Genomic DNA, 25,582 nt, shown 5'->3' with positions numbered 1-25,582 from the left:
CATGGGACTGGGGCGTCGCCTCTACCGCGGCGAGATCGATATCGACTTCGTCGGCCGCTGGAAGCTCTGGTACAGCCTGTCCGGCTTGCTGCTGATCATCTCCATCGCGGGCCTGCTGTTCAACGGGCTCAACCTGGGCGTGGAGTTCAAGGGCGGCTCGGTCATCTCGTTCAAGCCGGCCGTGGCCACGACGGTCCAGGACGTCCGCGGCACCTTCCTCGAGCAGGGCGTCCACCAGCCGATCGTCCAGACGACCAACGAGCGCTACCGCATCACCAGCGAGGACCTGTCCGAGGCCACCACGACCAAGCTGCAGCAGGTCATCAAGCAGAAGTACGGCGTCAAGGAGGAGATCGACGTGCAGTCGATCGGCGCCTCCTGGGGCGGTGAGGTCTCCCAGAAGGCCTGGATCGGCCTGGGCGTCTTCATGCTGGCGATCATCCTGTACCTGTCGATGGCGTTCGAGCCGAAGATGGCGCTGGCCGCCATCGTCGCGCTCGTCCACGACCTCGTCATCACGGCGGGCATCTACGCCTGGTCCGGCTTCGAGGTCACCCCGGCCACGCTGCTGGGCTTCCTGACCATCCTCGGTTACTCGCTCTACGACGCGGTCGTGGTGTTCGACATGATCAAGGAAGTCACGGCCAAGCTGGGCACCACGTCCAAGCAGACGTACTCGATGGCGGCCAACAACGCGCTCAGCCACACGCTGATCCGGTCGCTGAACACGTCGCTGGTCGCGATCCTGCCGGTGGCGGCGATCCTGTTCATCGGCACCACGCTGCTCGGCGCGGGCACGCTGAAGGACCTGTCGCTGGCCCTGTTCGTCGGCATGATCGTCGGCACCTACTCCTCGCTGTGCGTCGCCACGCCGCTGCTGGTGACGCTGAAGGAGCGGGAGCCGAAGTACCAGGCCATCGCCCGGCGCGTCGCCGCCGCGAGCGGAGGCGGCAAGAAGAGCGGCAAGGGAGCCAAGGGCTCCGAGAACGCGGCCGTCGCCAACGGCTGAGCATGACGCGCGGGGCGGGCCGGCACCACGCCGGCCCGCCCCGCCGCGCGTCCGCCCCCCGCGACCCCCGGCCGCACCCCCGTCATCGGCGCGTCGTCGATGCGTCATCATGGAGCCCGTCAGCCGCCGGACGAGCCCCTCCCGAAGGAGTCCCGACATGACCGACCTGCGCACGCTGATCCTCGACCGGATCAGGGACGTGCCCGACTACCCGAAGCCCGGCGTGCTGTTCAAGGACATCAGCCCCCTGCTGGCCGACCACGTGGCGTTCGCCGCCGTGGTGGACGAGCTGGCCGGGCTGCACACCGTCGACAAGATCGTCGGCATCGAGGCGCGGGGCTTCATCCTGGCCGCGCCCGTGGCCTACCGCGCGGGAGCGGGATTCGTGCCCGTACGGAAAAAGGGCAAACTCCCCTCCGAAACCCTCGAGGAGTCCTACGATCTGGAGTACGGCTCCGCGACCATCGAGGTGCACCGCGACGCTTTCACCGAGGGCGACCGGGTGCTCATCGTCGACGACGTGCTCGCCACCGGCGGCACGGCCGAGGCGACCGTGGAGCTCGTGCGCAGGGCCGGCGCGGAGGTCGTCGGCGTGGCCATGCTCATGGAGCTGGCCTTTCTCCAGGGGCGCGAGCGTCTCAAGGGAGTCGACCTGCGCTCCTTGGTGATCGTCTGAGCCGGACCCGCGGGAGGCCAGGTTTCGCGCCTGGATACACTGGGGGACCTGGACTCGAACCAAAGGAGTCTGAGTGCCCCGTGACGCGGTCGTACCCGACGTAACCGATGCAGGTAGTGCCGAGCCCGCCGGCGCCCCTGCGACGCGTCGGCGACGGTTTGGGGGTGGGGCCATGAACCCGGTGCTGGAACCGCTGTTCCGCACGGTCCGTGCCACCCATCCCAAGGCCGACCTGCGCCTGATCGAGCGCGCCTACGAGGTCGCCGCGCACCACCACCGCGACCAGAAGCGCAAGTCCGGCGACCCGTACATCACGCACCCGCTGGCCGTCGCGACGATCCTGGCCGAGCTGGGCACCGACGACGAGACGCTGTGCGCGGCCCTGCTGCACGACACCGTCGAGGACACCTCCTACGGCCTGGAGGAGCTGCGCGCCGACTTCGGCGACACGATCGGCTCGCTCGTCGACGGCGTCACCAAGCTGGACAAGGTGAAGTTCGGCGACGCGGCCCAGGCCGAGACCGTGCGCAAGATGGTCGTCGCGATGTCGCGCGACATCCGCGTGCTCGTCATCAAGCTGGCCGACCGGCTGCACAACATGCGCACCATGCGCTACCTGCCCGAGCACAAGCGCCACCAGAAGTCCCGCGAGACGCTGGAGATCTTCGCCCCGCTCGCCCACCGCCTGGGCATGAACACGATCAAGTGGGAGCTGGAGGACCTCGCCTTCGCCATGCTCTACCCCAAGCGCTACGACGAGATCGCGCGCATGGTGTCGGAGCGGGCCCCGCGGCGCGACCTGTTCCTGCAGGAGGTCATCGAGAAGGTCTCCGGCGACCTGCGCGACGCCAAGATCCGCGCGGTGGTGAAGGGCCGGCCGAAGCACTACTACTCCGTCTACCAGAAGATGATCGCCCGCGACGTCGCCTTCGACGACATCTACGACCTGGTCGGCATCCGGGTCCTCGTCGACAGCGTGCGCGACTGCTATGCGGCCCTCGGAACGATTCACGCGCGATGGAACCCGGTGCCCGGCCGGTTCAAGGACTACATCGCGATGCCGAAGTTCAACATGTACCAGTCGCTGCACACCACGGTCATCGGTCCCGAGGGCAAGCCGGTGGAGCTGCAGATCCGCACCCACGCCATGCACCACCGGGCCGAGTACGGCGTGGCCGCCCACTGGAAGTACAAGGAGGAGGTCGGCGCCGCTCCCGGGCCCCAGGGCAAGGTCAAGCCGGGCAGCGACATGGCCTGGCTGCGCCAGCTCCTCGACTGGCAGAAGGAGACCTCCGACCCGGGTGAGTTCCTGGAGTCGCTGCGCTTCGACCTGTCGGTCTCCGAGGTGTACGTCTTCACCCCGCGCGGTCAGGTGGTGGCCCTGCCCGAGGGGGCGACGCCGGTCGACTTCGCCTATGCCGTCCACACCGAGGTCGGCCACCGCTGCATCGGCGCGCGGGTCAACGGGCGGCTGGTGCCGCTGGAGTCGCGCCTCGGCAACGGCGACACGGTCGAGATCTTCACCTCCAAGTCGCCCGACGCCGGGCCGTCGCGCGACTGGCTGAAGTTCGTCAAGTCGGGCCGGGCCCGCAACAAGATCCGGCAGTGGTTCTCCAAGGAGCGCCGCGAGACCGCGATCGAGGCGGGCAAGGAGGCCATCGGCCGGGCCATGCGCAAGCAGGGCCTGCCGCTGCAGCGGCTGATGTCCGGCGAGTCGCTGCTGGCTCTCGCCCGGGACCTGCGCTACCCCGACGTGTCGGCGCTCTACGCGGCCGTCGGCGAGGGCCACGTCGCCGCCCAGACGGTGGTGCAGAAGCTCGTGAGCTCCATCGGCGGGGTGGACAGCGCCGAGGAGGACATCGCCGAGACGTCGCTGCCGACGCGGCTGCGCGGTCGTCCCCGGGGCGGTGGCGGCGCCGGGGTGGTCGTCGCGGGCGACGCCGACGTGTGGGTGCGCCTGTCCAAGTGCTGCACCCCGGTGCCCGGGGACGAGATCGTCGGCTTCGTCACGCGCGGCCACGGCGTCTCGGTCCACCGGGCCGACTGCACGAACGTGCAGCAGCTCAAGGAGCAGCCGGACCGCCTGGTCGAGGTGAGCTGGTCGCCGGGCGACGACTCGGTGTTCCTGGTGGCGATCCAGGTGGAGGCCCTCGACCGGCCGCGCCTGCTGTCGGACGTCACGCGCACGCTGTCCGACCAGCACGTCAACATCCTCAGCGCGTCGGTGACCACCTCACGCGACCGGGTCGCGGTCAGCAAGTTCACCTTCGAGATGGGCGATCCGAAGCACCTGGGCCACGTGCTCAAGGCCGTGCGCAACATCCAGGGCGTCTTCGACGTCTACCGGGTCAGCGGCGCGGGAAGCTGACATCCCGCCCGCCGTACGGGGACGCCCGCCGTACGGCACGGCGGCGCGGACCCGCAGGCGACCCCCGTCGCCCGCGAAAGCCCGCGGCCCGCTTGATGAGCCGTCAGACCGAACCGGCCGCGGAGCGGGTCAGCTGAACTCGGCCAGCGTGCGCTCGGCCTCCTCCAGCCACGAGCGGCGGGCGGTCAGCGCCTCCTCGGCCTCCTTGACGTCCTTGGCCCGGCCCGCGTCCTGTGCCTTGGCCAGACGCTTCTCCAGCTGCTCGATGGAGGTGCGGAGCTGGTCGACCGTGCTCTGGGCGCGGGCGCGCGCCTCGGGGTTGGACCGCTTCCACTCGGCCTCCTCGGCCTTGCGGACGGCGTCGTCCACCTTGCGCAGGCCGCCCTCCAGGCGGTCGCGCTGGTCGCGCGGCACCGGGCCGGCGGCCTCCCACCGCTCCACGAGGTGCCGCAGCGCGGCGCGGGCGGCGCGCACGTCGGTGACCGGCAGGATCTTCTCCGCCTCGGCCAGCAGTTGCTCCTTGACCTCGGCGTTGGCCGCCAGCGAGGCGTCACGCTCCGCGAACACCGCCGAACGCGCCTGGAAGAACTCGTCCTGGGCGCCCTTGAAGCGGGCCCACAGCTCGTCCTCCACCTCGCGCGAGGCCCGGCCGGCGTTCTTCCACTGCTGCATCAGGTCGCGGTAGGCCGCGGCCGTGCCGCCCCAGTCGGTCGAGCCGGCGATGGCCTCGGCCTCCTGGACGATGCGCTCCTTGGTGGCGCGGATGCCCTCACGCTGCTCGTCGAGGCCCGCGAAGTAGTGCTTGCGGCGCTTGGCGAACGCGGTGCGGGCGGCCGACAGCCGCTTCCACAGGGCCGCCTCGGTGACCCGGTCGATGCGGTCGGCGGCCTTCCACTCCTCGACGATCTGGCGCAGCCGCTCGCCGCCGGACTTCCAGTGCGTCGTCTCCTCGGCGATGCGCTCCGCCTCGGCGACGATGCGCTCCTTGACCGCCCTGGCCTCGCCGCGCGCCTTCTCGCGGGCGGCCTTGACCTCCTCGCGGCGGTGCGCGACGAGCTCGGTCAGGCCGTCGAGGCGGGCGGTCAGCGCGCCCAGGTCGCCGACCGCGTGCGCCTCGGCCACGGCCTCGCGCAGCTTGACGATGCTGGACTCGGCCTGGGCGGGCGCCAGGTCGGTGCCCTTGACCCGCTGCTCCAGCAGCTGGACCTGGCCGGCCAGCTCGTCGTACTTGCGATGGAAGTATGCCAGCGCTTCCTCGGGTTCACCGGCCTGCCAGGAGCCGACGGCGCGCTCTCCCTCAGCCGTACGCACGTAGACGGTGCCGTCGTCGTCTACCCGGCCCCACGGGTCGGTGCTCACCGTGTCCTCCCGCACTTTCCATCAGACCCTTCGGGACATGTCGTCCCTTGTTGTATTACGTCAGCTCTTGCCAGCTATTGTCACGTCTTTGATTTCGACGGTTTCCTTGGGTGCTCCCGTGCCGTCCCCGGCGTCACCGACGACGCCTGCCTTGTTGACCTTGTCCAGGATGTCGAGCCCCTTCGTGATCGTACCCACCGGGGTGTAATCGGGCGTAAGTCCGATATCGCCATAGACCAGGAAGAACTGGCTGCCCGTGCTGCCCGGCGCCTGCGTCTTGGCCATCGCCATCACGCCGCGCTTGTACGTGGCTCCCTTGAGATTCTCCTCGGCCATCACGTAGCCGGGGCCGCCGGAGCCGTCCTGCCCCGGCTTGCCGTCGGCCTTGGCCGTCGGGTCACCGCACTGGAGCATCGGGAACTTGTCGCTGCCCAGCCGGTGGCACTTGCTGCCGTCGTAGTAGTTCTTCTTCGCCAGGAACGCCAGCGAGTTGACCGTGCAGGGCGCCTTGGCGTTGTCGAGCTCGACCTTGATGTCGCCCAGGTTGGTCACCAGCGTCATGGTCTTCGTGGCTGGCTTGGGCGACACCTTCGCCGGCGGCATGCCGACGTCCTTGACCTTGCCGCCGCCGGTGTCGGCCACGTAGCCGCACGTGCCGGTCGCCGGGTCGTACGGCTTGGGCTGCGCGGCCGGGGACGCCGAGGTGGTGTCCTGAGGCGTGGAGGTGTCCTGCGCCGAGGCGGTGGGCGTCGCCGCGGCCTCGTTGTTCGGATCGCCGCCCAGCAGGGCGACCGCGGCGACGATGCCGCCTACCACGACCACGACTCCCACCGTGGAGCCGATGATCGCGGTGCGCTTGGCCCGCTGCTCGCGCTCGATGCGGCGCTGCAACTGCCGCTCGTGGTGCTCGCGTGCCAGCTGCTTCTGCCGGTCCTTCCCCGTGGCCACCGCTTTGCCTCCCATAGTCAATCAACTGAGGTGGGCGAATCGTATCGGCCAACGGGCGATGATTCGCAGCCCGGCGACCCGCACCGGTACCCTTCGGTTACATTCCCATTGGCTTTTTTGACGAGATCACCTGAGGCAGATGCTCATCGCAGGCTTCCCCGCAGGGGCCTTCCAGACCAATTGTTACGTCATCGCGCCCGCCGCGGGCGAGGAGTGCGTGATCGTCGACCCTGGTCAGGACGCCGTGGACGGGGTCGACGAGCTGCTGCGCGAGCACCGGCTCAAGCCGGTCGCGGTGCTGCTCACCCACGGCCACCTGGACCACGTCTGGTCGGTGGCCCCGGTGTGCGGCGCGCGGGACGTGCCGGCCTGGATCCACCCCGAGGACCGCCACCTGCTGTCCGACCCGGCCGCCGGCTGGTCGCCGACGAGCTCCCAGATCTTCGGCGGCATCACGCTGAGCGAGCCCGACGACGTGCGGGAGCTGTCGGACGGGGCCACGCTGCCCCTGGCCGGCCTGGAGTTCGTGGTCGACCACACGCCCGGCCATACCAGGGGGTCGGTGAGCTTCCGGCTGCCCGGCGACGCGATCATGTTCGCGGGCGACCTGCTGTTCGCCGGCTCCATCGGCCGCACCGACCTGCCGGGCGGCGACTACCCGACGATCCTGCGCAGCCTGGCCGCCAAGTGCCTGACGCTGCCTGACGATACGGTCGTCCTGCCGGGCCACGGACCACAGACCACGATCGGCCGCGAGCGCGCCAGCAATCCTTACCTCAAGGACGCCGCCCCGCACGCCGGTCCCACACGAGGGATCTGATGAACTTCCAAGCACCCAAAGGGGTCAAGGAATACGTCCCGCCGCAGGCCTCGACGTTCTCCGCGATACGCGCGGCGTTCGCGGAGACGGCCAGGCGCGCGGGCTACGCCTACCTGGAGACGGCGGTCTTCGAGGACACCCAGCTGTTCGCGCGCGGGGTCGGTGAGTCCACCGACGTCGTGAGCAAGGAGATGTACACCTTCACCGACCGCGGCGGCAGGTCGCTGACGCTGCGCCCGGAGTTCACCGCCGGCGTGCTGCGCGCGGTCCTGGAGTACGGTCTGCACCGCGGCCAGCTCCCGGTGAAGGTCTGGACCGACGGGCCGGTGTTCCGCGCCGAGGCGCCCCAGGAGGGCCGCTACCGGCAGTTCTACCAGCTCGACCTGGAGGCGATCGGCAGCGAGGACCCGGCGGTCGACGCCGAGACCATCGCGCTGGCCTGGCAGTGGTACTCCACGCTCGGCCTCACCCAGGTCCGGCTGCTGCTCAACTCGCTGGGCTGCAAGGAGTGCCGGCCGATCTACCGCGCGCGGCTGCAGGAGTTCCTGCGGGGGCTCGACCTCGACGAGGCGACCAGGGAGCGGATCGAGATCAACCCGCTGCGCGTGCTCGACGACAAGCGTCCGGAGGTCCGCGCGCAGGTCGAGGACGCGCCGCTCATCGGCGACCACCTGTGCGCCGACTGCAAGTCGTACCACGACCGCGTCAAGCAGCTCCTGGCCGATCTCGGCATCCCGTGGGAGGACGCCCCGAGACTCGTGCGCGGGCTCGACTATTACACCCGCACCACCTTCGAGTTCGACCACCCCCTGCTCGGCGCGCAGTCCGGCATCGGCGGCGGCGGCCGCTACGACGGGCTCTCCGAGGCCATCGGCGGGCCGGCGCTGCCCGGCATCGGCTTCGGGCTCGGCCTCGACCGCACGGTCATCGCCCTGGAGCGGGAGGGCGTCGCCCCCGCGGCCCCGCCCCGCTGCGAGGTGTACGGTGTGCCGCTGGGCGAGGAGGCGGCGCGCGCCATGTTCAGGCTCCTCAGCGAGCTGCGGGCGGCGGGGGTCGCCGCCGACATGGCCTTCGGGGGCAAGGGGCTGAAGGGCGCCATGAAGGGCGCGGACCGCTCGGGCGCCCGCTTCGCCCTCATCCTCGGCGAGCGCGACCTGGCCGCGCAGGCCGTCCAACTGAAAGACCTGACCACCGCTGAGCAGACCGAGGTGCCGCTGGCCCAGGTCGTCGACGTTCTGAAAGGGAAAGTGCAGTGATTCGCACGCATACGGCCGGGTCGCTCCGTGAGGAGCACGCCGGGCAGCAGGTGACGCTCGCGGGATGGGTGGCCCGGCGCCGTGACCACGGCGGCGTGGTCTTCATCGACCTGCGCGACGCCTCCGGCTCGGCGCAGGTGGTCTTCCGCGAGGAGGACCACGCCCACGACCTGCGCGCCGAGTACTGCGTGAAGGTCGTCGGCCAGGTCCGGGTGCGCCCCGAGGGCAACGAGAACCCCGACCTGCCCACCGGCGCCATCGAGGTGGTGGCCGAGGAGGTGGAGGTGCTCAGCGAGTCGGCGCCGCTGCCGTTCCCCATCGAGGGCAACGTCGGCGTCTCCGAGGAGGCCCGCCTCAAGTACCGCTACCTCGACATCCGCCGCCAGCAGGTGGCCCAGTCGATGCGCACCCGCTCCAAGGCCACCTACCTGGCCAACGAGGTGATGAACGAGCTCGGCTTCGTCTACGTCGAGACGCCGACGCTCACCCGCTCCACGCCCGAGGGCGCCCGCGACTTCCTCGTGCCGGTCCGCCTCCAGCCCGGCAACTGGTACGCCCTGCCGCAGTCGCCGCAGCTGTTCAAGCAGCTCCTCCAGGTGGGCGGCCTGGAGCGCTACTACCAGCTCGCCAAGTGCTACCGCGACGAGGACCTGCGCGCCGACCGGCAGCCCGAGTTCACCCAGATCGACGTCGAGATGTCGTTCGTCGACCAGGAGGACGTCATCGCGGTCGGCGAGAAGCTGATCGGCCGGCTGTGGCGTGAGGTGCTGGGCTACGAGATCCCGATGCCGCTGCCGCGCATGACCTACGCCGACGCGATGGCCCGCTTCGGCTCCGACAAGCCCGACCTGCGCTTCGGCCAGGAGCTCGTGGACATGACGGAGTACTTCTCGGCCACCACGTTCCGCGTCTTCCAGGCCGACTACGTGGGCGCGGTCGTCATGCCCGGCGGCGCCTCCCAGACCCGCAAGGAGCTCGACGGCTGGCAGGAGTGGGCCCGCTCGCGCGGCGCCAAGGGCCTGGCGTACGTGCTGGTGCAGGCCGACGGCACGCTCGGCGGCCCCGTGGCCAAGAACCTGTCGGAGCAGGAGCTGTCCGGCCTGGCCGCCGCGGTCAAGGCCGAGCCGGGCGACGCGATCTTCTTCGCGGCCGGCGCCCGCAACGCCTCCCGCGACCTGCTGGGCGCCGCCCGCCTGGAGATCGGCCGCCGCTGCGGGCTGATCGACGAGTCGCAGTGGTCGTTCCTGTGGGTGGTGGACGCCCCCATGTTCGAGGAGGACGGCGAGGGCGGCTGGACCGCGGTCCACCACCCGTTCACCGGCCCCAAGCCCGAGTGGGCCGACTCCTTCCAGGACCACCCGGCCGAGGCCCTGGCCTACGCCTACGACATGGTGTGCAACGGCATGGAGATCGGCGGCGGCTCCATCCGTATCCACCGCGCCGAGATGCAGCAGCGCGTCTTCGACGTGCTGGGCATCTCCAAGGAGGAGGCCGAGAGCAAGTTCGGCTTCCTGCTGGAGGCGTTCAAGTACGGCCCCCCGCCGCACGGAGGCATCGCCTACGGCTGGGACCGCATCTGCATGCTGCTGTCGGACGGGGAGTCCATCCGCGACGTCATCGCCTTCCCGAAGACGGCCTCCGGCTTCGACCCGCTCACCGGAGCCCCCACGCCCATCACGGGAGCCCAGCGCAAGGAGGCCGGTGTCGACGCACAGCCCAAGGCCGAGGCGTAGTCACAGACCGGTTACAGGCCGTCCCAGGCGGCACCGGGCGCCCCGTCTCCCTCGCGGAGGCGGGGCGCCCGCGTTCTCCGGCCCCGAAACACAGCCGGCCGCCTCCCGGAGGGCTTCCGGGGAGGCGGCCGGCTCGGGCCTGACTACGGTCAGGACACGACGACCCGCTTGATGATGATCGGGTTCTTCGGCGCGGTGGAGCCGCCGTCGCCGGTGATGTCCTGATCGTTGACGATGACGCCGTCCTTGGCGACCTTCTCGATGATCTCCAGGCCGGAGCGGACCATGCCGAGCACCGAGAACTGCGGCTCGATCTGCGCGTTCTCGTCCGACACCGAGATGGCGAACTGGCTGCTGTTCTGCCCCGCCGCGTCCGGCGGCTGGGTCAGGAACACCACGCCCCGCGTGTACGGGACGGCGCCGACGGCCTCGTCCGGGAAGACGTAGCCCGCGGTGCCCTGACCGTCGGTCGGGTTCTTGCCGTCGGCCTTGGCCTTGGGGTCGCCGCACTGGAGCAGGAACAGTCCCGAGGTCTCGGGCGTCACCAGCCGGTGGCACTTGGTGTTGTCGTAGAAGTGCTTCTTGGCCAGGAACGCCATCGAGTTGACCGAACACGGGCTGATGTTCGGGTCGACGTCGATGACGATGTTGCCGTGGTTGGTGACCACGGTCATCGTCTTCAGCTTCAGGTTGGGTCGCTTGCCCGGCATGCCGACGTACTTCTGCGGCACGTCCGAGGTGTCCCGCTTGTAGGTGCAGGTGACCGGGCCGGCGTGCGTCGGGGACGCCGGGGCAGTGGGCAGCGCGGCCGACGGGGTGGCCGAGGCGGACGGCGTGCTCTCGGCCGCGACGGTCCTGGCCGGCTCCCGGTTGATCAGGGTGGTCGCGGCGAAGATGCCGCCCGCCACCACGACGACGGCCACGCCTGCGCCGATGAAGGTGTTCCGCCTCGCCTTGGCGGACTGCGCGGCGGCACGCTCCGCCTGCCGCTCCTTGTGCTCCCGCGCCAGCTGGCTCTGGCGGTCTTCGCCGCTCACCGGTATGTCCTCCACTTTGCCTACACATGACCAAACAACTCCGCGAATGCTACCGGCACCGGAATGTGATGGGCGTAAGTGAAGGAACCGGGCCACTGTTGCGCGGCAGGTCGTGAACCATATCGTCCTGCCGTACGTGGTTGAAATAAGGACTAAAGAGGTGCGAGCCATGTTCGACCAGATCCTGGGGCTGCCGGCGCACGCGTTGATCATTCATTTCGCCGTCGTCCTGACGCCGCTGCTGGCCGTGGTCGCCGTCGCGTACGCGGTGCTGCCGAGCAGGCGCGCGTTGCTGGGCTGGGCCCTCGCGCTGCTCTCCCTGGCGGCGCCCGTCGCGGTCTTCGCGGCCAAGGAGAGCGGCGAGCGGCTCAGGGAGGCCCGCTTCGCCGCGGCCGGCGGCACGCTCGGGGAGCGGATCGAGACGCACGAGAGCTTCGCCGGGCCGCTCCTGCTGTCGGTGGCCGGCCTCGCGGCGGCCTCGCTGGTGCTCGTGTACGCCACCACGTCCGCGCGCGGCTCCACTCGCGACCGCTTCGGTCGCGGCGCCACGCTGGGCCTGTCCGCCCTGTCCGTGGTGCTCGCCGTCACGGCCGCCTACTTCGTCTTCCGGGCCGGTGACTCGGGGGCGAGGGCCGTGTGGGGCGGGGCCTCGTAGTCCCCGGCGGCCCTCCCGTGATGGATCGCCGGGCGCGGACCAGCGTGTAATCTCACGCTGTGGAGAGCTTGTTCGATTCGGCGGCCGAGCAGGCCACACCTCAGCCGCTCGCGGTCCGGATGCGCCCGCGCTCGCTCGACGAGGTGATCGGCCAGCGCCACCTGCTCGGCCCCGGCACCCCGCTGCGCCGCCTCGTCGAGAGCGAGGCCCCCATGTCGCTCTTCCTGTGGGGGCCGCCCGGCACCGGCAAGACCACGCTGGCCTACGTCGTCTCCAACGTCACCAAGCGCCGCTTCGTCGAGGTCTCCGCGGTCTCGGCCGGGGTCAAGGACGTCCGCGCCGCCATCGAGCAGGCCCGCCGCGAGCTGGGCATGACCGGCCGGCAGACCGTCCTCTTCGTCGACGAGGTCCACCGCTTCAACAAGGCGCAGCAGGACGCCCTGCTGCCCGCCGTGGAGAACCGCTGGGTCACCTTCATCGGCGCCACCACCGAGAACCCGTTCTTCTCCGTCATCTCGCCGCTGCTGTCGCGCTCGCTGCTGCTCACGCTGGAGTCGCTGTCCGACGACGACATCCGGACGGTGCTGGAGCGCGCCGCGGCCGAGGAGCGCGGGCTCGGCGGCCGCGCCACCCTGGCCCCCGAGGCGCTCGACCATCTCGTACGCCTGGCCGGCGGCGACGCCCGCCGCTCGCTGACGTACCTGGAGGCGGCGGCCCTGCTGGAGGACGAGATCACGGTCGAGGTGGTGGAGCGGGCCGTCGACAAGGCGGCCGTCCGCTACGACCGGCAGGGCGACCAGCACTACGACGTGATCAGCGCGTTCATCAAGTCGATGCGCGGCTCCGACGCCGACGCCGCGCTCCACTACCTCGCCCGCATGGTCGAGGCCGGCGAGGACCCCCGCTTCATCGCCCGGCGCATCGTCATCTTCGCCTCCGAGGACGTCGGCATGGCCGACCCCACCTGCCTGCAGACCGCGGTGGCCGTCGCCCAGGCCGTCCAGCTCATCGGCCTGCCCGAGGCGCAGATCAACCTGGCCCACGCCGTCATCCACTGCGCGCTGGCCCCCAAGTCCAACGCCGTCGTCAAGGCCATCGGCGCCGCGGCCGGCGACGTGCGGCGCGGCCTCATCGGCCAGGTGCCGGTCCACCTGCGCGACGCCCACTACCCGGGCGCCGCCAAGCTCGGCAGCGGCGAGGGCTACAAGTATCCCCACGACTTCGACCACGGCCTCGTCCGCCAGGAGTACGCGCCGGAGCAGGTGCGGCAGCGCCGCTACTACGAGCCCACCCGGCACGGCGCCGAGGCCCCGGTCGCGGACCGCTGGGCCAAGATCCGCGACTTCCTCCGGGGCACCTGACCGCTCTGCCGGGCCCCTCACGCGGAAGGCCGGCGACCTCAGGGGCGGGCGGAGGGGACCACGGGCGGGGCGGCACGGGCCAGGTGATCACGGTGCGGCGGATCCGGCGGCGCCCCCTGTGCCCAGTAACCTGGGTGCCCGAACGCGATAGGGTTCTTGCGTTTCCGGCGCAGCGTACGAGGGAGATGACCGGATGCTTACCGCTGGAGAGGTCGCCGGGCTGATCGCGGCCACGGGCTGGATAGTCCTGGTGTGCGTGCTCACGATGGTCCTCGTCAGGCTCGCCAGGCTGCTGACCGAGACCACCCGGGCGGTCTCCGACCTCAGCAGCCGCGTGGCGCCGCTGCTCGACGACGTCAGCGTCACGGTCAACGAGACCAACCGGCAGCTTGTCGCCGTCGAGGCGATCGCGCAGGACCTCAAGCAGGTCAGCGGCCACGCCGCCCGCCTGAGCGCGGTGACCCAGACCATCTTCACCGGCCCCCTGATCAAGGTGTCGGCGCTCGGCTACGGGCTGCGCCGGGCCATCGAGGCCCGCCGTCCGCGCAAGCCGCGCGCCACGGGCGGCCGGGCGGCGGGCCAGGCGACAGGCGAGGCAGCGGGTCGGGCGGTTCGCCAGGCCGGGAGGCGCCCGTGATCCGCCGCCTGTTCTACCTGTCGCTCGGCGCGTTCCTCGCCCTGTGGGTGATGCGCAAGCTGCAGGCGCTCCAGCCCGACCACGTGGCCCGTCGCACGGCCGCCGGCGCGGCGGGCATGCTCGCGCGGGTGAGAGACTTTACTTCCGACGCGCTCGGCGAGGCGGCCGACCGCGAAACCGAGTTGCGGGCCAGGTTCGGCCTTGACCAGTCTGGTCAGGGCGACTGAGCGCCAACGGATCGACCACATACGACTAACGCAAAGGATGGCCACCATGGAGTCGGCAGAGATCGCGCGCCGCTTCCTGCGCTTCTTCGAGGAGCGTGGGCACACGGTAGTGCCCTCGGCCAGCCTGATCGCAGAGGACCCGACGCTTCTCCTGGTCAACGCAGGTATGGTGCCGTTCAAGCCGTACTTCCTGGGGCAGCGTAAGCCTCCGGCGTCCCGGCTGACCACCGCCCAGAAGTGCGTCCGCACGCCCGACATCGACGAGGTGGGCAAGACCACCCGTCACGCCACGTTCTTCCAGATGCTGGGCAACTTCTCCTTCGGCGACTACTTCAAGGCCGAGGTCATCCCGTTCGCCTGGGAGCTGCTCACCCGCTCCGAGTCCGAGGGCGGCTTCGGCTTCCCCGAGGACCGGCTGTGGGCGACCGTCTACCACGAGGACGACGAGGCGTTCGACATCTGGCACAACAAGGTCGGCCTGCCCGCCGAGCGCATCCAGCGCCGCGGCCTGGAGGACAACTACTGGCACATGGGCGTGCCCGGCCCCGGCGGTCCCTGCTCGGAGATCTACTACGACCGCGGCCCCGAGTACGGCAAGGACGGCGGCCCCGTCGCCGACGAGGACCGTTACCTCGAGGTCTGGAACCTCGTGTTCATGCAGTACCAGCTCAGCCAGGTTCGCAGCAAGGTCGACTTCGACATCAGCGGCGAGCTGCCGAGCAAGAACATCGACACCGGCATGGGCCTGGAGCGCATGGCGGCGATCCTGCAGGGCGTCGACAACATCTACGAGATCGACACCACGTACAAGATCCTCGACCGGGCGGCCGAGCTCACCAAGACCCGCTACGGCCGCGACGCGCGCGCCGACGTGAGCCTGCGCGTCATCGCCGACCACGTGCGCACCGGCACCATGCTCGTGGCCGACGGCGTCATGCCCGGCAACGAGGGCCGCGGCTACGTCCTGCGCCGCATCCTGCGCCGCAGTGTGCGCAACCTGCGCCTGCTCGGCTCCGGCGACGAGCGCTACATGCACGAGCTCACCCGGGTCGCGATCGACGTCATGGGCGAGCAGTATCCCGAGCTCAAGGCCGACGCGCCGCAGATCCACGGCGTCATCGACGCCGAGGAGGCGTCGTTCCTCGGCACGCTGCGCACCGGCACCGCAATCTTCGACGTCGCGGTCGAGGAGACCAAGCGCAAGGCGGGCTCCTCGATCTCCGGTGAGCAGGCGTTCCAGCTCCACGACACCTACGGCTTCCCCATCGACCTGACGCTGGAGATGGCCTCCGAGCACGGCCTCGCGGTCGACGAGGAGGGCTTCCGCCGCCTGATGAAGGAGCAGCGGGAGCGGGCCAAGGCCGACGCCGCGGCGAAGAAGACCGGCAACGCCGACATCTCCGTCTTCGGGCAGCTCCTGGAGAAGGCCGGCAAGATCGAGTTCCTGGGCTACGACGAGACGGAGGCCGAGACCACCGTCGTCGGCGTCCTCGTCGACGGCGTGCCCGTCCCGGCGGCGGGCGCCGGCTCGACCGTCGAGGTCGTGCTCGGCCGCACCCCCTTCTACGCCGAGGGCGGTGGCCAGCTCGCCGACCAGGGCGTCATCCGCACGGCCGGCGCCGAGGTCGAGATCGTCGACGTGCAGTCGCCGATCAAGGGCCTCGTCGTCCACCGCGGCAGGGTGCGCTCCGGCGAGCTGCGGGTCGGCGACGAGGCGCAGGCCGAGATCGACGTCGAGCGGCGCCGCGCGATCTCGCGCAGCCACAGCGCCACCCACCTCGTCCACCGGGGCTTCAAGAACGCCCTGGGCGAGTCGGCGGCGCAGGCCGGCTCGGAGAACTCTCCCGGCCGGTTCCGCTTCGACTTCACCGCGGCCGGCGCCGTCCCGCCGAGCGTGCTGCGCGACGTCGAGGACGAGGTCAACGCCGTCCTCATCAACGACCTCAAGGTCAACGCGTTCTACACCTCCCAGGCCGAGGCCCGGGCGATGGGCGCGCTGGCCATGTTCGGCGAGAAGTACGGCGACGAGGTCCGCGTGGTGGAGATCGGCGACTACTCCCGCGAGCTGTGCGGCGGCACCCACGTCCACAGCTCCGGCCAGCTCGGCCTGGTCAAGGTGCTCGGCGAGCAGTCGGTCGGCGCGGGCGTGCGCCGCGTCGAGGCGCTCGTCGGCATCGACGCCTTCCGCTTCCTGGCCCGCGAGAGCGTGCTGGTCGCCCAGCTCACCGAGCAGCTCAAGGCGCGCCGCGAGGAGCTGCCCGAGCGCATCGAGGGCATCGTCACCCGGCTGCGCACCGCCGAGAAGGACCTGGAGCGGCTGCGCTCCGCGCAGGTGCTTCAGGTGGCCGGCGAGCTGGCCTCCCAGGCCCGCGATCAGCAGGGCGTCTCCGTGGTGACACACCGCGCGCCTGATGGCACGACCGGGGATGATTTGCGTAAGCTCGCGCTTGATGTGCGTGGCAGATTCCCGGCCGACAGGCCTGCGGTCGTCGTGATCGCCGGTGTCCCCTCCGACCGACCCGTGGTGGTCTCCGCGGTCAACGAGGCGGGACGCGAGCGAGGGCTCAAGGCCGGGAGACTGGTCGGCGTCGCCGCCAAGGCTCTTGGGGGTGGCGGTGGAGGCAAGGACGACGTCGCGCAGGGTGGCGGCACGCGCCCGGAGGCGATCGGCGACGCGCTGCGGCTGGTCGAGCAGGCCATCGAAGGACAGCTCGGCTGACATGCGGTTCGGCTCACGGATCGGCGTCGACGTCGGATCCGTCCGCATCGGCGTGGCCCGCAGCGACCCGTCGGGGATGCTGGCCACGCCGGTCGAGACCGTCAGGCGCGGCAAGGGCGACCTCGACCGCATCGCCGCCATCGCGGCGGAGCACGAGGCGATCGAGGTCGTCGTCGGCCTGCCGACCTCCCTGTCCGGCAGGGAGGGGCAGGCCGCCGTGCTGGCCCGCGAGTTCGCGGGCGCGCTGGCGGGGCGGCTCGTGCCCACCCCGGTCCGGCTGTTCGACGAGCGTCTGACGACCGTGGCCGCCCAGCAGGGGCTGAGGGCCAGCGGCGTACGGGCCAAGAAGCAGCGCGACGTGGTCGACCAGGCGGCGGCGGTGGTGCTGCTGCAGGACGCCCTGGACGTCGAGAGAGCCACCGGCGCTCCGCCGGGCAGGCCCGTCGATCCGCCGTCCGCGGCGGACGCCGGGCCCACCTCATGACCCGCCCTCCGACAGGGCACGGCCGCTCCGGCCACGGAGCACGCCGATGAGCGGGGGAGCGGCGCGGGGTCCCGACGAGGATCCCCACGCCGGCGCCTCCCACCCGAACCCGCCTGCTGCGGAGTCCCCGACGCCCGCGACCGGCGGCCACGAGGACGCCGAGCAGGCGAAGGACGGCCATGACCGCGGCGAAGCGGCTGGACCGGTCGCTGAACGGGGGGACGACGAGGCGGACACGCTGCCCCTGCCCGTGGGGCGGCGCGAAGGCGTGCGCCGGGCCGTCGTCACCGGTGGCGCCACGCTCTTCGCGCTGGTCCTGGCGGCGGGCGTGTACGCGCTGGTCAGGCCGTACCTGAACCCGGACGACCACGGGGACGCCGGAGCCGTCACCGTCCGCATCACGCCCGGCGCCGGCGCCGCCGACGTCGGCGAACTGCTGGCGGCCAGCGGGGTGGTGACGAGCGCCCGCTCCTTCGTGGCGGCGGCCGAACGGCGCCAGCCGGCCGAGCTCAAGCCCGGCTTCTACCAACTGCGCACCGGCATGTCCGCCGGTGAGGCGCTCGACCTGCTGCTCGCGCCCGCCTCGCGGGCCGTCCGGCGGGTCACGTTGCCGGAGGGCATGCGGCTGGGGGAGACCCTGCGGCACATCGCCGAGCAGTCCGGCGTGCCGCTCGCGGACCTGCGGGCGGTCGACTCCCGCCAGGTCGGCCTGCCCGACTACGCCCAGGGACTGGAGGGCTTCCTGTTCCCCGCCACGTACGCGCTGCAGCCCGGCACGACCGCCGGGGGACTGCTCACGGCGATGGCGCAGCGGTTCGCGACCGTCGCGGACCGGATCGACCTGGAGGAGCGGGCGGCCCGGCTGGGCCTGACCCCGCTCCAGGCCGTCACGGTGGCCAGCATCGTGCAGGCCGAGCCGGCCAAGGACGCCGATTACCCGAAGATCGCCCGGGTGATCTATAACCGGCTGAGGCGTGACATGCCGCTCCGGATCGACTCCACCATCCTGTACGCCCTGGGCAAGCGGACCTCCCGCCCGTCACGGAGCGACACCAGGGCGGGCTCGCCGTACAACACGTACACGCGCAAGGGGCTGCCGCCCGGGCCGATCTCCAACCCCGGTGTGACGGCGCTGAAGGCGGCCCTCCACCCGGCCAAGGGTGATTGGTACTGGTTTGTCGCGACGGATCCGGCGCATAGAATCACCAAATTCACCGACAAAGAGAGCGAGTTCGTGAGATACCGGGAAGAGTTGAACGAACACCTCGGGACGAACTGATGCTCCCCGCGACGCCCCCCACCTCCCGCAGGATCGGCGAGATCCCCGGGCGGAGTCACGGAGCCGGGACGCCGGCGCTCTTCTCGTTGCCCCGCACGGCTACGGAGAGTGACGTCCCGGAGGTATCGGTGCATGACCGGCGGATTCCCCCGTTCCGTACGGTGACCCCCCACTGTTCGGTCCGGCCGCTTGACGGCGGGCGCACCGAACCGGGAGATTGGCCAGCGCACCTATGAGCGAGCTCGATATGGATTTCCTGCTGGGCGCCGAGGACGACGACGAAGGTCGTGACCGGCGCCGGTCCCGTGGTTCCGGCGGACGCGGCAACCGGAGGCGGCGCAGACGCCGCAGCCGCGGCCGTTTCATCGCCCCGCTTCTCGCGTTCATCATCCTCGCCGGCATCATCGGCGGCGGCGGCTACTTCGGCTACCAGTGGATCAGCGGCGCCCTCGTCCCCGACGACTACACGGGGCAGGGCCAGGGCAACGTGGTGATCGAGATCAAGGAGGGCCAGAGCGCCTCCGACGTCGCCGTGGAGCTGGAGCGGCAGGGGGTCGTGGCCAGCGCCCGAGCCTTCACCAACGCCGCCGCCAGCGCCAACATGAGCTCCAAGCTCCAGCCCGGCTCGTACACCATGCGCAAGCGCATGTCCGCCGCCAACGCGGTCAAGCTGCTCGACTCGGGCAACCGCCTGCTCGTACGGGTGACCGTCAAGGAGGGCCTGCGCCTGTCCGACACGCTCACCCAGCTCGCGCAGAAGACCGGCAAGCCGCAGAAGGAGTTCCTCGCCGCGGCCCGCGACGCGCGTGCGCTGGACCTGCCCAAGTACGCGAAGGGCAAGCCGGAGGGCTACCTCTTCCCGGCGACGTACGAATTCCAGCCGAAGGACACGCCGGCGGACATCCTGGGCAAGATGGTCGAGCGCTTCGGCGAGGCGGCCGACAAGGCGGGCCTGGAGGAGAGCGCCAGGAGCCTGGGCCACACCCCGGGGGAGATCGTCACGATCGCGAGCATCATCCAGGCCGAGGCCGGCCGGTACGAGGACATGCCCAAGATCGCCCGAGTGATCTACAACCGGCTCGACCGCCAGCCGCCCATGAACCTGAAGATGGACAGCACGGTCATGTACGGGCTGAACAAGTACCGAACGGCCGCCACGCTCGCCGAGACGCGCATCAACACGAAGTACAACACGTACATGCACGCCGGGCTGCCGCCAGGCCCGATCGGCAACCCGGGCGACCACGCCATCGAGGCGGCGCTCAACCCGGCCAAGGGCGACTGGCTGTACTTCGTCGCCACGGACCCGAAGAGCAACATCACGAAGTTCGCCACCACGGACGCCGAGTTCCAGGCGCTCCTGAACGAGTACCGCAAGAACGGCGGCTGAGCCCGGCCCTTCCGCCCAGGCCGTCGAGGGCCGCCCGCACGGACGCGGGCGGCCCTCGTCATGTCCGCAGGTCGCCGAGCCCCGAGGGGGCATGGCGCCTGCGTCGGGGGCGAGGTCGGGGGCGATAGGGTGCTCGCAGTTCGGAAAGGCGCGAAGGAGCAGGTGATCATGCGGGCCGCGGTGATGGGCTCACCGATCGCACACTCGCTCTCCCCCTGTCTGCACCGGGCCGCTTACGCGGCGATGGGGCTGGCCGGGTGGAGCTACGAGGCGATCGAGTGCGACGAGGCGGCGCTGCCGGAGACGCTCCGGCGGCTTCGTCCGGTGCGTGGCGAGGCCCCCGGGGACGGGGACGCCTGGGCGGGCCTGTCGCTCACGATGCCGCTCAAGCGAGCCGTGCTGCCCCTGCTGGACTCCGTGACCGAGCCGGTCGTCGAGGTCGGCGGCGCCAACACGGTGGTGTTCCGCGACGGCGCCGCGCACGGCCACAACACCGACGTCCACGGCGTGCGGCAGGCCCTGGTGGAGGCGGGGGTGCCCGCTCCCGGCTCGGCCACCGTGCTGGGCGGCGGCGCGACCGCGGCCTCGGCGCTGGCGGCGTTGCGCGGCCTCGGCCTCCAGGCGGCCACGCTGCTGGTACGGGATCCCGCCCGCGCGGGGGAGACGGCCGAGGCGGCCGAACGGATCGGCGTGGCGCTGTCCGTGGAGACGTTCGACAAGCTCGACGCGGCGCTGCGGGTGGACCTGGTCGTCTCCACGCTGCCCGGCGGCGCGGCCGACGCCTACGCCGAGGCCCTGGCCGGGGTGCCCGCCCTGTTCGACGTCGTCTACTCGCCCTGGCCCACGCGCGCGGCCTCGGCGGTGCGGGCGGCGGGCGGCACGGTGGTGGGCGGCTTCGCGATGCTGCTGCACCAGGCGGTCCGGCAGGTGGAGCTGATGACGGGCCGCACGGACGTCCCGGTGGAGGCCATGCGCGCGGCAGGCGAGGCCGAACTCCTCAGACGGGCCACGCGAACGGGTTGACCATCTTGACGTCGAGGTCGGCGAAGTCCTTGACGTTGCGCGTGACGAGAATCCATCCGTGCGCACTGGCCGTGGCCGCGATGAGACCGTCGATGACGGGCAGGGGGCGCCTGGCGTTCATGCGCCCCCATTCCTCGGCCACGTCGAGGGTCACCGGCAGGATGCGTGTCCTGAATTCCCGCTGCAGGTGGTCGAGCCATGACTCGTACGCTCCGGCCTGCGCCGGGTCGCGTCGGCGCAGGAGCTCGACTCCCTTCCGGATCTCGCCGAGGACGAGGACGCTCATGTACAGCGCCGGGCCGTTGATCGTGTCCAACCACGCCTGAAGGCCGGCGCTCCTGGTGCGCTTGGTCATCTCGGACACCACGTTGGTGTCGAGCAGGTAACTCACCAAGCATCACCCAGCTCGATCTCGCGAGGCAGGTCCTTCGAACGCGTGAGATCCAGCTCGCTCAGGTCGGGCGCGCTGAGCAGGAACTCCTTGAAGTCGGGCTCGTCGCCCTTGAGCCGGCGGTACTCCGCCATGTCGATGACGACCGCCACGTCCTCCCCGTGGCGCGTGACGACCTGCGGGCCCTCGTCATGCGCCCGCCGCACCACCTCGCTGAAGCGCTGCTTCGCCTCCTGCAACTGCCAGACCGCCATCATCCCCTCCAATCTGGACAGGCTGGACAGAGTCCGCCCTCGTCCAAACCTTAACCGAGCCGGAGGTCGCCGGAGGAGGGAACATTCGAGGTGGTCCCGCGGTTGTGGTAACGTAGCTCTCTGATCGGTCCGGCATGTTTGCTGGACGCGCAAGCGGAGGTCTCCCTCCCACCCGGGTCGCCGAGAGGTGGCCGGGTCAAGGATCACGCCGGACTATTCCGGGGAGCTTGAGGCCACGCCGCCGAAAAGCTCAGTGGCCCCGCATGCGCGACGTGCGGGGCTTTTTCGCGTCTGCGTGAAGCTCTCCGGCACGACGAGCACGTAGGGATCGCAAACCTAGGAGGCCCCATCAGCACTGAGCCCCGCATCAACGAGCGTATCCGAGTTCCCGAGGTCCGCCTCGTGGGCCCGAACGGCGAGCAGGTCGGCATCGTGTCCATTCACGATGCGCTGAAGCTCGCCCAGGAAGCCGACCTTGACCTCGTCGAGGTCGCGGCGACGGCTCGACCGCCCGTGTGCAAGCTCATGGACTACGGCAAGTTCAAGTACGAGTCCGCGATGAAGGCGCGCGAGGCGCGCAAGAACCAAGCGCACACGATCATCAAGGAGATCAAGCTCCGGCCGAAGATCGACCCGCACGACTACGAGACCAAGAAGGGTCACGTGGTGCGGTTCCTCAAGGCGGGGGACAAGGTCAAGGTCACGATCATGTTCCGTGGTCGCGAGCAGTCCCGTCCGGAGCTCGGCTTCCGGCTGCTGCAGCGGCTGGCCGAGGACGTCCAGGAGCTCGGCTTCGTGGAGTCCCAGCCCAAGCAGGACGGCCGTAACATGATCATGGTGCTCGGCCCGCACAAGAAGAAGGCCGAGGCCAAGGCCGAGAAGGCCGCCGCCAAGGCACAGCGTGACGGTGAGGAGCTTCCCGCCCAGGAGGAGCCTTCCGAACAGGAAGCGTGACCCCTGGTAGGGGTTAGCCTTACAGCGCACCCCTAACGGCCACAGCATGACGAAGACGCCGCGACCGGGTCGGCCAGCACCGGCCCGGCCACCGGCACGACCGAATTGAGGAGAGACGGCGACATGCCGAAGATGAAGACGCACAGCGGTGCGAAGAAGCGGTTCCGGCTCACCGGCACGGGCAAGATCAAGCGTCGCCGCGCCAACCGCGCGCACTACAACGAGTGGAAGTCGTCCACGCTGACGCGCCGTCTCAAGAACGAGGTCGTCCTTTCCGACGCCGATTCCAAGAAGATCAAGAAGCTGCTCGGCAAGTAGCGCGAACCCCCGGGGAGAAGAAACATGGCACGCGTGAAGCGGGCGCTCAACGCCAAGAAGAAGCGCAAGATCGTCCTCGAGCGGGCGGCCGGTTACCGTGGCCAGCGGTCGCGGCTGTACCGCAAGGCCAAGGAGCAGATGCTCCACTCGATGACCTACGCCTACCGCGACCGTAAGGATCGCAAGGGCGCCTTCCGCCGTCTGTGGATCCAGCGCATCAACGCTGCGGCCCGCCAGAACGGCATGACCTACAACCGCCTGATCCAGGGGCTGCGCCTGGCGGGCGTCGAGGTCGACCGCAAGATCCTCGCCGACCTCGCGGTCAACGACAGCCAGACCTTCGCCACGCTCGTCGAGGCCGCCAAGAAGGCGCTGCCGGCGAACGTGAACGCTCCGGCCGCGAGCTGAGCGACGCGAGCCGAGGGATGTGACGAGCCCGGCCCGGGCTCCAGCCGAGGGCCCACCTCACGGTGGGCCCTTTGCCATCTGCGGGGACGGGTTGTAACACCGGCGGGTCGTCCGCACGGACGGACCGAGCCGGTCACCGGCGGCGCGAGCAGGCCACAGGCAGGGGGAGCAGGGAGAGCATGGCGGGATCCGAGCTGACCAACGTCAAGTCGCCGCGCGTGAAGGCGGCCCGGCGGCTGACCAAGCGCGCCTTTCGCGACCAGGACCGCAAGTTCCTGGCCGAGGGCCCGCAGGCGGTGCGCGAGGCCCTCAGGCTCGACGACGTGACGGTGGAGCTGTTCACGACGGCCGAGGCCGAGCTGCGCCACCCCGAGATCGTCGGCGAGGCCGCCGCGCGCGGCATCCCGGTCCACCGCGCCAGCGGCGAGGTCATGGCCGAGCTGTCCCAGACCGTCACCCCGCAGGGGCTGCTGGCCGTCTGCCGGCTGGTGCACGTGCCGCTGGAGGAGGCGCTGCCCGCGCAGCCGCGGCTGGTGGCCGTGCTCGCCCACGTACGCGACCCCGGCAACGCCGGCACCGTCATGCGGGCGGCCGACGCCGCCGGCGCCGACTCCGTGGTCTTCACCGACGCCTCCGTCGACCCGTACAACGGCAAGTGCGTGCGCGCGAGCGCCGGCAGCCTGTTCCACCTGCCGGTCGTGATCGGCGCGCCCGTGTCCGACGCCGTACGGCGGCTCAAGGAGCGCGGCCTGCGGGTCCTCGCGGCCGACGGGGCGGGCAAGCACACCCTGGACGACGTGGACCTGTCCGGCCCCACCGCGTGGATCTTCGGCAACGAGGCGTGGGGGCTGCCCGAGGAGATCCTGGCCCAGGCGGACGACGTGGTCCGGGTGCCGATCTACGGGCAGGCCGAGAGCCTCAACCTGGCGACCGCCGCCGCCGTCTGCCTGTACGCCTCCGCCCGTGCCCAACGCACGGCCTGAAAGCGCTCCACCCGAGTGCGCTCACTGCGACTGCGCTCACCCTGAGCGCGCTCGGCGGGAAAGGGCGCGGGACGGCTTGAGACGGTGGCCGCGGCCGATGGCATGAAGCGGTCACGCCCCTGCCATAGGGAGCCTCGCGGCGAGTCCCCTAGGCGACGGGAAACCCGCTATTGTCGGCCTTGTAGGCGGAGGAGGCGAGGTCGTGCACGGAGCGGACACCGGCGGTCGGGGGATCGTCCCCGCGTGCTCGATCGCCATCGACGACCTCCCCGACGGCCTCATCGTGACCGACAGGTTCGGCCGCGTCCTGGCGGTCAACCGGGCGGCCGTCCGGCTCACCGGGGTTCCCGCCGCGCGGGCGGTCGGCAAGGAGATGGACGAGGTCTTCCCGTTCCGCGACCACGACGGGCGCGAGTGGTGGAAGGCCCTCGACCCGCAGGGCGGGCTGCGCACCCGCACCCGGGTCCCCGAGCGCCCGCTGCACCTGCCCGGCGGTCAGGAGTTGCACGTCGCGGCCCGGCTGGTCCGCGAGCCCGCCCGCGGCGGCGACGTCGCGCGGGTCGCGATCACGTTACGCGACGGAGGGGCCCGCGCCAGGCTGGAGCGCAGCCGCGCCGACCTGGTCTCCACCGTCGCCCACGAGCTGCGCTCGCCGCTGACCAGCGTCAAGGGCTTCACCGCGACGCTGCTGGCCAAGTGGACCCGCTTCACCGACGAGCAGAAGCGCGTCATGCTGGAGACCGTCAACAACGACGCCGACCGCGTGACCCGGCTCATCACCGAGCTGCTCGACGTGTCCCGCATCGAGTCCGGCCGGCTGGAGGTGCGCCGCCAGGTCGTGGACGTGGCCGCGCGGGCGCGCCGCGCCGTCGCCGGGCGGGTGGCGGCCGGCGAGCCCGAGGACCGCTTCCGCCTCGTCGCGGGCGACGACCTGCCCGAGATGTGGCTCGACCAGGACAAGATCGACCAGATTCTCGGTAACCTGGTGGAGAACGCGGTGCGCCACGGCCGGGGCACCGTGACCATCGTCATCGAGTCCGTCGGATGGGGAGTGGCCGTGTCGGTGCGCGACGAGGGCGAGGGCATCGCGCCCGAGCTGGCTCCGCGCGTCTTCCGGCAGTTCTGGCGCGGCAACAGCCGCCGGCGCGGCGGCACGGGGCTCGGCCTGTTCATCGTCAAGGGCCTGGTCGAGGCGCACGGCGGCACGATCACCGTGCAGCGGGCGCCCGAGGGCGGTGCGGAGTTCCGATTTACCGTGCCCACCGGCACGCCCGACTTCGCCTGACGCGCGAG

Annotated in this window: 25 protein-coding genes; 20 read left to right on the top strand and 5 right to left on the bottom strand. The window is 70.9% G+C overall.

Translation table 11 applies throughout. From position 1 onward, the window contains the following. The first annotated feature begins 1 nt into the window (after window position 1). The 3 genes from secF (at window position 2) to MTP10_RS26235 (ending at window position 4,053) form a co-directional block, all read left to right on the top strand. The gene (secF, locus tag MTP10_RS26245) at window positions 2-1,009 is read left to right on the top strand and encodes a protein translocase subunit SecF (RefSeq protein WP_310712344.1); all 1,008 of its coding nucleotides are present in this window, start codon (window positions 2-4) and stop codon (window positions 1,007-1,009) included. Between the two features lie 157 nt (window positions 1,010-1,166). Then, a complete protein-coding gene (locus MTP10_RS26240) occupies window positions 1,167-1,685 on the top strand; it encodes an adenine phosphoribosyltransferase (protein ID WP_310712343.1) in 519 nt (172 codons plus the stop codon). A 172-nt stretch (window positions 1,686-1,857) separates the two neighbouring features. Next, on the top strand, window positions 1,858-4,053 hold the full coding sequence (locus MTP10_RS26235; protein ID WP_310712342.1) for a bifunctional (p)ppGpp synthetase/guanosine-3',5'-bis(diphosphate) 3'-pyrophosphohydrolase: 2,196 nt from the start codon (window positions 1,858-1,860) through the stop codon (window positions 4,051-4,053). Window positions 4,054-4,182: 129 nt separating this feature from the next. Here the strand turns inward: MTP10_RS26235 and MTP10_RS26230 are convergent, their stop codons facing one another. Both MTP10_RS26230 and MTP10_RS26225 read right to left on the bottom strand, forming a co-directional pair. Further along, window positions 4,183-5,412 (bottom strand): DUF349 domain-containing protein, encoded by a 1,230-nt coding sequence (locus MTP10_RS26230; RefSeq protein ID WP_310712341.1) that lies wholly within the window; start codon window positions 5,410-5,412, stop codon window positions 4,183-4,185. A 60-nt stretch (window positions 5,413-5,472) separates the two neighbouring features. After that, window positions 5,473-6,360, bottom strand: a complete 888-nt coding sequence (locus MTP10_RS26225; RefSeq protein ID WP_310712340.1) for a peptidylprolyl isomerase — start codon at window positions 6,358-6,360, stop codon at window positions 5,473-5,475. A 139-nt stretch (window positions 6,361-6,499) separates the two neighbouring features. Between MTP10_RS26225 and MTP10_RS26220 the strand changes: the two genes are divergently transcribed. Genes MTP10_RS26220 through aspS form a run of 3 tightly spaced genes read left to right on the top strand, consistent with a single transcriptional unit; the run spans window position 6,500 to window position 10,169 of the window. Continuing rightward, the gene (locus MTP10_RS26220; protein ID WP_310712339.1) at window positions 6,500-7,180 is read left to right on the top strand and encodes an MBL fold metallo-hydrolase; all 681 of its coding nucleotides are present in this window, start codon (window positions 6,500-6,502) and stop codon (window positions 7,178-7,180) included. Then, complete coding sequence (hisS, locus tag MTP10_RS26215; RefSeq protein WP_310712338.1) at window positions 7,180-8,436, top strand: histidine--tRNA ligase; 1,257 nt, start codon at window positions 7,180-7,182, stop codon at window positions 8,434-8,436. The genes MTP10_RS26220 and hisS overlap by 1 nt, the downstream gene beginning before the upstream one ends. Further along, entirely contained in the window at window positions 8,433-10,169 is a 1,737-nt protein-coding gene (gene aspS / locus MTP10_RS26210; RefSeq protein ID WP_310712337.1) for an aspartate--tRNA ligase, read from the top strand. The genes hisS and aspS overlap by 4 nt, the downstream gene beginning before the upstream one ends. A 149-nt stretch (window positions 10,170-10,318) precedes the next feature. Here the strand turns inward: aspS and MTP10_RS26205 are convergent, their stop codons facing one another. Further along, complete coding sequence (locus MTP10_RS26205; RefSeq protein WP_310712336.1) at window positions 10,319-11,206, bottom strand: peptidylprolyl isomerase; 888 nt, start codon at window positions 11,204-11,206, stop codon at window positions 10,319-10,321. A gap of 169 nt (window positions 11,207-11,375) precedes the next feature. On the opposite strand from MTP10_RS26205, the gene MTP10_RS26200 reads away from it, so the two are divergent. From MTP10_RS26200 to MTP10_RS26160, 9 genes are all read left to right on the top strand, one after another. Then, the gene (locus MTP10_RS26200; protein ID WP_310712335.1) at window positions 11,376-11,861 is read left to right on the top strand and encodes a hypothetical protein; all 486 of its coding nucleotides are present in this window, start codon (window positions 11,376-11,378) and stop codon (window positions 11,859-11,861) included. A 59-nt stretch (window positions 11,862-11,920) separates the two neighbouring features. Next, window positions 11,921-13,222 carry a replication-associated recombination protein A gene (locus MTP10_RS26195; protein ID WP_397202536.1) on the top strand — a complete coding sequence of 434 codons (1,302 nt, stop codon included), beginning with the start codon at window positions 11,921-11,923 and terminating at the stop codon, window positions 13,220-13,222. Between the two features lie 193 nt (window positions 13,223-13,415). Next, window positions 13,416-13,859, top strand: a complete 444-nt coding sequence (locus MTP10_RS26190) for a DUF948 domain-containing protein (protein ID WP_310712334.1) — start codon at window positions 13,416-13,418, stop codon at window positions 13,857-13,859. After that, complete coding sequence (locus MTP10_RS26185) at window positions 13,856-14,086, top strand: hypothetical protein (protein ID WP_310712333.1); 231 nt, start codon at window positions 13,856-13,858, stop codon at window positions 14,084-14,086. Before MTP10_RS26190 ends, MTP10_RS26185 begins: the two co-directional genes overlap by 4 nt. A gap of 46 nt (window positions 14,087-14,132) precedes the next feature. After that, window positions 14,133-16,805 carry an alanine--tRNA ligase gene (gene alaS / locus MTP10_RS26180; RefSeq protein ID WP_310712332.1) on the top strand — a complete coding sequence of 891 codons (2,673 nt, stop codon included), beginning with the start codon at window positions 14,133-14,135 and terminating at the stop codon, window positions 16,803-16,805. Window position 16,806: 1 nt separating this feature from the next. Then, window positions 16,807-17,289 (top strand): Holliday junction resolvase RuvX, encoded by a 483-nt coding sequence (ruvX, locus tag MTP10_RS26175; protein ID WP_310712331.1) that lies wholly within the window; start codon window positions 16,807-16,809, stop codon window positions 17,287-17,289. A 46-nt stretch (window positions 17,290-17,335) separates the two neighbouring features. Continuing rightward, on the top strand, window positions 17,336-18,568 hold the full coding sequence (gene mltG / locus MTP10_RS26170) for an endolytic transglycosylase MltG (RefSeq protein ID WP_310712330.1): 1,233 nt from the start codon (window positions 17,336-17,338) through the stop codon (window positions 18,566-18,568). 232 nt (window positions 18,569-18,800) lie between these two features. Next, entirely contained in the window at window positions 18,801-19,958 is a 1,158-nt protein-coding gene (gene mltG / locus MTP10_RS26165) for an endolytic transglycosylase MltG (RefSeq protein ID WP_310712329.1), read from the top strand. A 168-nt stretch (window positions 19,959-20,126) separates the two neighbouring features. Further along, the gene (locus tag MTP10_RS26160; protein ID WP_310712328.1) at window positions 20,127-20,981 is read left to right on the top strand and encodes a shikimate dehydrogenase; all 855 of its coding nucleotides are present in this window, start codon (window positions 20,127-20,129) and stop codon (window positions 20,979-20,981) included. Here MTP10_RS26160 and MTP10_RS26155 read toward each other — a convergent pair. Beyond that, window positions 20,956-21,372, bottom strand: a complete 417-nt coding sequence (locus MTP10_RS26155) for a type II toxin-antitoxin system VapC family toxin (RefSeq protein ID WP_310712327.1) — start codon at window positions 21,370-21,372, stop codon at window positions 20,956-20,958. The genes MTP10_RS26160 and MTP10_RS26155 overlap by 26 nt on opposite strands. Next, complete coding sequence (locus MTP10_RS26150; RefSeq protein WP_310712326.1) at window positions 21,369-21,629, bottom strand: type II toxin-antitoxin system Phd/YefM family antitoxin; 261 nt, start codon at window positions 21,627-21,629, stop codon at window positions 21,369-21,371. The genes MTP10_RS26155 and MTP10_RS26150 overlap by 4 nt, the downstream gene beginning before the upstream one ends. Before the next feature lie 345 nt (window positions 21,630-21,974). Here MTP10_RS26150 and infC point away from each other — a divergent pair, with 345 nt between their 5' ends. From infC to MTP10_RS26125, 5 genes are all read left to right on the top strand, one after another. Continuing rightward, window positions 21,975-22,580, top strand: a complete 606-nt coding sequence (gene infC / locus MTP10_RS26145; RefSeq protein ID WP_355447114.1) for a translation initiation factor IF-3 — start codon at window positions 21,975-21,977, stop codon at window positions 22,578-22,580. A gap of 123 nt (window positions 22,581-22,703) precedes the next feature. Further along, entirely contained in the window at window positions 22,704-22,898 is a 195-nt protein-coding gene (rpmI, locus tag MTP10_RS26140; RefSeq protein WP_310712325.1) for a 50S ribosomal protein L35, read from the top strand. A 24-nt stretch (window positions 22,899-22,922) separates the two neighbouring features. After that, window positions 22,923-23,306 (top strand): 50S ribosomal protein L20, encoded by a 384-nt coding sequence (gene rplT / locus MTP10_RS26135; RefSeq protein WP_310712324.1) that lies wholly within the window; start codon window positions 22,923-22,925, stop codon window positions 23,304-23,306. 179 nt (window positions 23,307-23,485) lie between these two features. After that, window positions 23,486-24,289 carry an RNA methyltransferase gene (locus MTP10_RS26130; RefSeq protein ID WP_310712323.1) on the top strand — a complete coding sequence of 268 codons (804 nt, stop codon included), beginning with the start codon at window positions 23,486-23,488 and terminating at the stop codon, window positions 24,287-24,289. 202 nt (window positions 24,290-24,491) lie between these two features. Next, entirely contained in the window at window positions 24,492-25,574 is a 1,083-nt protein-coding gene (locus MTP10_RS26125) for a PAS domain-containing sensor histidine kinase (protein WP_310712322.1), read from the top strand. Window positions 25,575-25,582: the final 8 nt, after the last annotated feature.

The sequence above is a fragment of the Nonomuraea sp. 3-1Str genome (assembly GCF_031570565.1).
Lineage (GTDB): Bacteria > Actinomycetota > Actinomycetes > Streptosporangiales > Streptosporangiaceae > Nonomuraea.
Note: the sequence above shows the minus strand (reverse complement) of the source record. Positions and strands in the feature narration are given on the sequence as shown.

Bases quoted from the DNA above. Each gene is read 5' to 3' on its own strand.
- secF (WP_310712344.1), top strand. From the start codon at position 2: ATGGGACTGGGGCGTCGCCTCTACCGCGGCGAGATCGATATCGACTTC.
- MTP10_RS26240 (WP_310712343.1), top strand. From the start codon at position 1,167: ATGACCGACCTGCGCACGCTGATCCTCGACCGGATCAGGGACGTGCCC.
- MTP10_RS26235 (WP_310712342.1), top strand. From the start codon at position 1,858: ATGAACCCGGTGCTGGAACCGCTGTTCCGCACGGTCCGTGCCACCCAT.
- MTP10_RS26220 (WP_310712339.1), top strand. From the start codon at position 6,500: ATGCTCATCGCAGGCTTCCCCGCAGGGGCCTTCCAGACCAATTGTTAC.
- hisS (WP_310712338.1), top strand. From the start codon at position 7,180: ATGAACTTCCAAGCACCCAAAGGGGTCAAGGAATACGTCCCGCCGCAG.
- MTP10_RS26200 (WP_310712335.1), top strand. From the start codon at position 11,376: ATGTTCGACCAGATCCTGGGGCTGCCGGCGCACGCGTTGATCATTCAT.
- MTP10_RS26190 (WP_310712334.1), top strand. From the start codon at position 13,416: ATGCTTACCGCTGGAGAGGTCGCCGGGCTGATCGCGGCCACGGGCTGG.
- alaS (WP_310712332.1), top strand. From the start codon at position 14,133: ATGGAGTCGGCAGAGATCGCGCGCCGCTTCCTGCGCTTCTTCGAGGAG.
- ruvX (WP_310712331.1), top strand. From the start codon at position 16,807: ATGCGGTTCGGCTCACGGATCGGCGTCGACGTCGGATCCGTCCGCATC.
- mltG (WP_310712330.1), top strand. From the start codon at position 17,336: ATGAGCGGGGGAGCGGCGCGGGGTCCCGACGAGGATCCCCACGCCGGC.
- mltG (WP_310712329.1), top strand. From the start codon at position 18,801: ATGAGCGAGCTCGATATGGATTTCCTGCTGGGCGCCGAGGACGACGAC.
- MTP10_RS26160 (WP_310712328.1), top strand. From the start codon at position 20,127: ATGCGGGCCGCGGTGATGGGCTCACCGATCGCACACTCGCTCTCCCCC.
- MTP10_RS26150 (WP_310712326.1), bottom strand. From the start codon at position 21,629: ATGATGGCGGTCTGGCAGTTGCAGGAGGCGAAGCAGCGCTTCAGCGAG.
- rpmI (WP_310712325.1), top strand. From the start codon at position 22,704: ATGCCGAAGATGAAGACGCACAGCGGTGCGAAGAAGCGGTTCCGGCTC.
- rplT (WP_310712324.1), top strand. From the start codon at position 22,923: ATGGCACGCGTGAAGCGGGCGCTCAACGCCAAGAAGAAGCGCAAGATC.
- MTP10_RS26130 (WP_310712323.1), top strand. From the start codon at position 23,486: ATGGCGGGATCCGAGCTGACCAACGTCAAGTCGCCGCGCGTGAAGGCG.